General features: G+C 50.9%; 6 protein-coding genes. 2 read left to right on the plus strand and 4 right to left on the minus strand.

The genetic code is table 11. The features are described from left to right. The first annotated feature begins 48 nt into the window (after positions 1–48). Positions 49–1,413, plus strand: a complete 1,365-nt coding sequence (mltD, locus tag CJP72_RS21485) for a murein transglycosylase D (RefSeq protein ID WP_162383335.1) — start codon at positions 49–51, stop codon at positions 1,411–1,413. A 48-nt stretch (positions 1,414–1,461) separates the two neighbouring features. Here the strand turns inward: mltD and CJP72_RS21490 are convergent, their stop codons facing one another. From CJP72_RS21490 to CJP72_RS21500, 3 genes are all read right to left on the minus strand, one after another. After that, a complete protein-coding gene (locus CJP72_RS21490; RefSeq protein ID WP_162383336.1) occupies positions 1,462–2,229 on the minus strand; it encodes a class I SAM-dependent methyltransferase in 768 nt (255 codons plus the stop codon). 74 nt (positions 2,230–2,303) lie between these two features. Beyond that, on the minus strand, positions 2,304–3,104 hold the full coding sequence (locus CJP72_RS21495) for an endonuclease/exonuclease/phosphatase family protein (RefSeq protein ID WP_162383337.1): 801 nt from the start codon (positions 3,102–3,104) through the stop codon (positions 2,304–2,306). Positions 3,105–3,235: 131 nt separating this feature from the next. Further along, positions 3,236–4,411: an MFS transporter gene (locus CJP72_RS21500; RefSeq protein ID WP_162383338.1), complete on the minus strand. Its 1,176-nt coding sequence runs from the start codon at positions 4,409–4,411 to the stop codon at positions 3,236–3,238. Positions 4,412–4,515: 104 nt separating this feature from the next. Here CJP72_RS21500 and yafC point away from each other — a divergent pair, with 104 nt between their 5' ends. Next, positions 4,516–5,427 carry a DNA-binding transcriptional regulator YafC gene (gene yafC / locus CJP72_RS21505; RefSeq protein ID WP_162383339.1) on the plus strand — a complete coding sequence of 304 codons (912 nt, stop codon included), beginning with the start codon at positions 4,516–4,518 and terminating at the stop codon, positions 5,425–5,427. Here yafC and dkgB read toward each other — a convergent pair. Continuing rightward, positions 5,424–6,227, minus strand: coding sequence for a 2,5-didehydrogluconate reductase DkgB (gene dkgB, locus CJP72_RS21510; RefSeq protein WP_162383340.1), 804 nt, complete (start codon positions 6,225–6,227; stop codon positions 5,424–5,426). The genes yafC and dkgB overlap by 4 nt on opposite strands. Between the last annotated feature and the right edge of the window lie 219 nt (positions 6,228–6,446).

Genomic DNA, 6,446 nt, shown 5'->3' on the forward strand with positions numbered 1-6,446 from the left:
ACTTCGCCGTTATGATCGGTCGTCTTTTAAGCAACTATTGACACACACATGAAGGCAAAAGCGATATTACTCGCCTCTGTCCTGCTTGTAGGGTGCCAGTCGTCTCAGAACGCTGGTGTCCAACAACACGCACAGAGCCTTTCTGCAGCTGGTCAAGGGGAAGCAGGAAAGTTTACAAGTCAGGCCCGATGGATGGACGATGGGACGTCTATCGCGCCAGATCAAGATTTGTGGGCTTTCATTGGTGACGAGCTAAAGATGGGAATTCCGGAAAATAACCGGATTCGCGAACAGAAACAGAAATACTTACGTAATAAGAGCTATCTCCACGATGTAACTTTACGGGCAGAGCCGTATATGTACTGGATAGCCGGGCAAGTTAAGCAACGTAACATGCCTATGGAACTGGTACTACTACCCATAGTGGAGAGCGCTTTTGATCCTCACGCGACGTCTGGCGCCAATGCAGCTGGCATTTGGCAGATCATTCCGAGCACGGGGCGAAATTATGGTTTAAAACAGACGCGCAGTTATGATGCTCGTCGCGATGTTGTGGCATCCACAACAGCGGCGCTGGACATGATGCAACGTCTGAACAAAATGTTTGACGGCGACTGGCTGTTGACCGTAGCGGCTTATAATAGCGGTGAAGGTCGCGTTATGAAGGCGATAAAAGCGAACAAAGCTCGTGGTAAAGCGACGGACTTTTGGTCACTTCCATTGCCTCAGGAAACGAAACAGTACGTGCCAAAAATGCTGGCTTTGAGCGATATTCTCAAAAACAGCAAACGCTATGGCGTGCGTCTGCCTACGACAGACGAAAGCCGGGCGTTGGCGCGTGTTCGCTTGAGCAGCCCAGTAGAGATGGCGCAGGTTGCAGATATGGCGGGTATTTCCGTCAGCAAGCTGAAGACGTTTAATGCTGGCGTGAAAGGCTCCACGTTGGGTGCAAGCGGCCCGCAATACGTGATGATTCCAAAGAAGCATGCAGCAAAACTGCGTGAATCTCTGGCTTCCGGCGAAATTGCGGCAGTACAGTCAACGTTAGTTGCAGATAATACGCCACTGAACAGCCGTAGCTACACGGTTCGTTCTGGTGACACGCTTTCGGGCATCGCTTCGCGTCTTGGCGTAAAAGCAAGCGATCTGAAGCAGTGGAACAACCTGCGTGGTTCCAGTCTGAAAGTGGGACAAAGTTTGACGGTTGGCGCGGGCACTAGCGCGCAGCGACTGGCTAACAACAGCGACAGTATTACCTATCGTGTGCGTAAAGGGGATTCTCTTTCGAGCATCGCTAAACGTCACGGCGTTAACATCAAAGATGTGATGCGCTGGAACAACGATACGGATAATCTGCAGCCTGGCGATCAGCTAACGTTGTTTGTGAAAAACAACGGTATGCCAGATTCCTGATCAGCATAATGTGAAAAAGGCACCGGTTCCCCCCGGTGCCTTTTTTATTTACGCTTTACGCGCTTCAATCATGATAGTGTCGCTGGTAAAGGAACCGTCCTCCTGCAACGCAAAGTAGCCCTTCACCTCCTCCGACGCGCTCTTCTGATATATGCGTATGGCTTGTGCTAATGCGGCCGGTGTGCGCATCCGTGCTACCCATGAGCCGAACTCCAGGGGCAAACGATCGGTCAGCAACGAGTCGACGACCAAATTCGCATTATTAATTAAAGAGAGCCACTCACCACTTGAATAGTTACGCACATGCGAGGTATCACGCAACGCTTCAACCGTCTGCAACCAGATGTCGCGAACCGGATGCCCCGGCGACATCACATCCATCATTATCAGTCTACCACCCGGTTTCAATACACGGCACATCTCATGCAGCGCCATGCCGACATCATGCCAGTGATGGGCAGAATAACGGCTGATAACCACATCAAACGCGTGATCGTCGAAGGGTAACTTTTCGGCGTACCCCTGACGCGTAGAAATATTGCTCAACCCTTTCTCGCTCGCGGCTTGCGCAACTACCTCCAGCATTTGTGAGGACAAGTCATATGCCACAACGCTCTGCACATTATGCGCGGCAATAAAACTGGCATGCCCCGCCCCACACCCCATGTCCAGAACGTGAGCCAAAGGAAATGCAGACAGCCTTTGTGCCAGACGCTGTAAATCACGGCCGGTTGCGTGTACGGCACTGGTTAAATAGGCATTCGCTTGTGAACCAAACTGTTTTTCGACGTTGTCATGATGAGAGTGTGTTGTCATTGTGTTGCCCTTTTCTGGTTGGGGGGTAAAGGGCAGCACCGCGACAGGCCTGCCCTACGGCAGACCTGACACACCTATTGCTCAGGTTTGCCGGGACTAAATTCAACGAGTAGTGGGTTATGATCGGACGCGCGCGTGACCAGTACAGAGGCTTCACTAACGTTCAGACCACGATAAAAGACAAAATCGAGAGGACGACCAAAGGCCCGACGGCGCTGATCATCTGTAAAGCGAACCTGACGAAGTGACATTTCACGCGCAAAGCGATACAGCGCATTCATACGCTGGCGGCTCCAGGCATTGAAATCACCAGCCATTATCACCGGGCCGCTATGATGTGCAATCTGGTCACCAATAGGAAGTAACTGCTTACTGTAAACATCAACCCCCAGGCTGAAATTAACCGCATGGATATTTACGACCATCAATAATCGCGTGTCCGGCAACGGATAGACCGTTACCAGCGCAGATTTCGCCAGGCGTAAGATTGGCTCACGTTCGCGCAGTGGGCAGCAGTAAACAGGGTGAGCGGCGGAAAGCGTCATCACGCCAGAAGGATGTTGAGGCAGAACAAAAGCCGGAACCTGGTCAGCAGCCAGATAGTTCGCGGTGGCAAACTGCACCAGTTCTGGCGTGGTTTGCGCCTCTTGCAGCAAAACAAGATGCGCATCTTTGCCGAAGTTCTTCAGCACCGACTGCCATTCGGCACGCTGCTGTTTGAAGATATTCCACACCAGGATCCGAATGCGGTCTTCACTGCTTAACGGCTCTCCGGCGGGTAATGCCTTGCCGATACTCGCAAACGACCCTGGCGGTAAAATCCGTTCTGCAGGTTGTCCGGCGACATAGCGCATGGCATAGGTGTTTTTTCGCACTTTGGAGTTTCAAACCTCTATAACGTCAACCAGCCCGGAGCCGGACTGGTTCTACTGTTATAGGGATTTTAGCTCACACTTTCAACGGACAATTGCATATTGTTTTGTAAGCAAGCACTCACATCAATAGCTTAGCCCAGGGCAATGCGTGCCGGTTTATCCAGCCTACCACTCACTCCCATGAGTAAGAAGGCTCCCAGCACGATCATTGCACCAATCCACGGTGTTTGTGCTAAACCAAAGTGCTGTACGGTTTGCCCACCCACGACGGACCCTATCGCAATCCCAATGTTGAATGCCGCAATATTCAAACCCGAAGCGACATCCACGGCATTTGGCGTAAATTGTTCCGCTTTTTGTACCACATACACCTGTAATCCCGGCACGTTGCCAAAAGCAAAGATCCCCATCACCAGGATGGTCGCCAGCGCAGCATATTGTACTGATGCCGTGAACTGGAAGACCATCAACAATACAACCAGCGCGGCAAAGATAAATTTCAGCGCTGGAACTGCACCATGCTTATCCGCCAGTTTGCCGCCCCAAATATTGCCGATTGCAACAGAAACACCATATCCCAGTAAAATCCAGCTCACGGCTGCCGGTGAAAACCCCGCCAGGTTCTGCATCATTGGCGCCAGAAAGGTAAACGCAGTAAAAACGCCACCGTAACCTAACGCAGTGATGGCATAGATAATCAGCAGGCGTGGGTGCGTTAACACGCGTATCTGATCGCGCATCGTCGCGGCAGCACGGCCTGGTATATTTGCCGGAATCAAAATCAGACTGCTGATAAGTGCAATGATACCGAGCAGCGAAACGGCAAGGAACGTTTCGCGCCAGCCAAAATGCTGACCGATAAATGTTCCCAGCGGAACACCGGTTACCAGTGCAACCGTTAAGCCGCCAAACATAATGGCAATGGCCGACGCGGCTTTCTCTTTTGGCACCAGACTTGTCGCAATTGTCGAGCCAATGGAGAAGAACACACCATGCGCCAGTCCCGTCAGCAGACGAGCGACAACCAGTGTCATGTACCCTGGCGCCTGCCATGCCAGAATATTTCCGGCAGTAAAAAGAACCATTAATGCAACCAGCAGCTGTTTACGTGGCAGACGCCCAGTTAATGCTGTCAGCACCGGAGCGCCGATTGCAACCCCCAGAGCATAGATTGAGACCAATAACCCCGCAGAAGGCAACGAGATCGACAGTTGTTCGGCAATGGTAGGCACCAGACCCACTATCACAAATTCGGTTGTGCCAATTGCAAAGGCACTGATCGTCAGTGCAAGTAACGCCAGAGGCATAAGTCACTCCATATCATCAGTAAGTAGATGACATGGAGTATGCAGTGATGCTTTAATAACAAAAATATCTAAAATCTCAATATAATTTTGCTTCAGGTGCAAAAATGAAAGCAACATCGGAAGAACTCGCGATTTTTGTTGCGGTGGTGGAAAGTGGTAGCTTCAGCCGGGCCGCAGAGCAACTTGGTCAGGCGAACTCCGCAGTGAGTCGTGCTGTCAAAAAACTGGAAATGAAATTGGGTGTGAGTTTGCTTAATCGAACAACACGCCAGTTAAGTCTCACGGAGGAAGGTGAGCGTTATTTCAGGCGCGTACAGTCGATATTGCAGGAAATGGCTGCCGCCGAGACGGAGATTATGGAAACGCGCAATACCCCACGTGGATTGCTACGTATAGATGCTGCAACGCCAGTAACGCTTAACTTTCTGACACCGCTGATCAAGCCTTTTCGCGAACGTTATCCGGAGATCACCCTTTCGCTGGTCTCCTCGGAGACGTTTATCAATCTTATCGAGAGGAAGGTTGATGTGGCGATCCGCGCAGGTACACTGAGTGATTCCAGCCTTCGCGCTCGCCCACTGTTTACCAGTTATCGCAAAATTATCGCTTCGCCGGATTACATTGCACAGTATGGCAAACCCGAAACTGTCGCCGATCTGAAAGATCATCTCTGTTTAGGCTTTACCGAACCGGCGACGTTGAATACCTGGCCGGTCTTCTGCTGCGATGGGCAGCTTCATGAGATTACCAGCGGGCTTTCTTCTAATAGCGGAGAGACGATAAAGCAGCTGTGTCTGAGCGGCAATGGGATCGCGTGCCTGTCAGACTATATGATTGCGAAAGAGCTGGAGCAGGGAGAATTTGTTGAACTGCTCGCCGAACATCGTGTACCGGTTGAGATGCCGTTTAGCGCGGTGTACTACAGCGATAAAGCGGTCAGCCCGCGTATCCGTGCGTTTATCGATTTTCTCAGTGAACATGCGGGCAATGTAGCCACCCGCATGCAGGTGAATTAATCCCAGTTCGGCGCCAGTCCTTCCGGACTCACCAGGCGATCGTTGCGATCCAGCGCGGCGATCGCTTTTTTGTCCTCGGTATCCAGTTGTAGATCCAACGCTCGCAGGTTGCTTGCCAGGTTTTCACGCCGGGTTGAGGACGGGATCACTGAATAACCCTCTCCCATCGCCCAGGCCAGAATCACCTGAGCAGGGGTAGCATTATGCTTCGTTGCGATACGGACAATCATCTCATCTTTCAGCGCGTTGCCATAAGCCAGCGTCATATATGAGGTAATGTGAATACCGTGTTCACTCGCCCAATCCACCACTTTACGGTTTTGCAGATATGGAGAGAGCTCGATTTGGTTCGTTGCGATATTCCCGGCACCAACAGCGCTAACCGCTTTCTCCATGAGCGGTATAGTGAAGTTGGAGACGCCAATTTCACGCGTCAGCCCTTGTTTTTTCGCATCCAATAGCGCCTGCATAAACTCTTCTACTGACACCGTATCATTGGGTGATGGCCAGTGAATTAACGTTAAATCAACAGAGTCCATGCGCAGTTTTTTCAGACTCTCTTTGAGGCTTGGGATCAACCTCTCCTTGCTCAGATTTTCTGTCCAGATCTTGGTCGTGATGTAGAGTTCGTTTCGCAAAACGTTGCTTTCTGCGATTGCCTGGCCGATAGCCGCTTCATTATCATAGATTTGAGCGGTATCGACAGCACGATACCCCAACTCAATGGCGGTTTTTACGGATGCGATTACAACGTCGTCTTTCAGGCGAAAAGTGCCTAAACCAAATGCAGGGATTGTCATTGAATTCCTCTTTATTAATGCTGCTCATTCGCAGAGGAAGATTATCGTTGTAGTAGATATGAGGAAAAAGAGGGAAAAATGCAGAAGATTTTTGCGAATTTAGCAATAACCAAATCGCAGATAAAGAAAAGCCCTGAGTATTAACTCAGGGCTCTCAATAAGTGGCGGAACGGACGGGACTCGAACCCGCGACCCCCTGCGTGACAGGCAGGTATTCTA

The organism is Citrobacter sp. NCU1, assembly GCF_010231475.1.
GTDB lineage: Bacteria > Pseudomonadota > Gammaproteobacteria > Enterobacterales > Enterobacteriaceae > Citrobacter_D.

What these genes read in the sequence shown, in the direction of transcription:
- mltD (WP_162383335.1), top strand. Translation starts at nt 49, where the DNA reads ATGAAGGCAAAAGCGATATTACTCGCCTCTGTCCTGCTTGTAGGGTGC.
- yafC (WP_162383339.1), top strand. Translation starts at nt 4,516, where the DNA reads ATGAAAGCAACATCGGAAGAACTCGCGATTTTTGTTGCGGTGGTGGAA.
- CJP72_RS21500 (WP_162383338.1), bottom strand. Translation starts at nt 4,411, where the DNA reads ATGCCTCTGGCGTTACTTGCACTGACGATCAGTGCCTTTGCAATTGGC.
- dkgB (WP_162383340.1), bottom strand. Translation starts at nt 6,227, where the DNA reads ATGACAATCCCTGCATTTGGTTTAGGCACTTTTCGCCTGAAAGACGAC.
- CJP72_RS21490 (WP_162383336.1), bottom strand. Translation starts at nt 2,229, where the DNA reads ATGACAACACACTCTCATCATGACAACGTCGAAAAACAGTTTGGTTCA.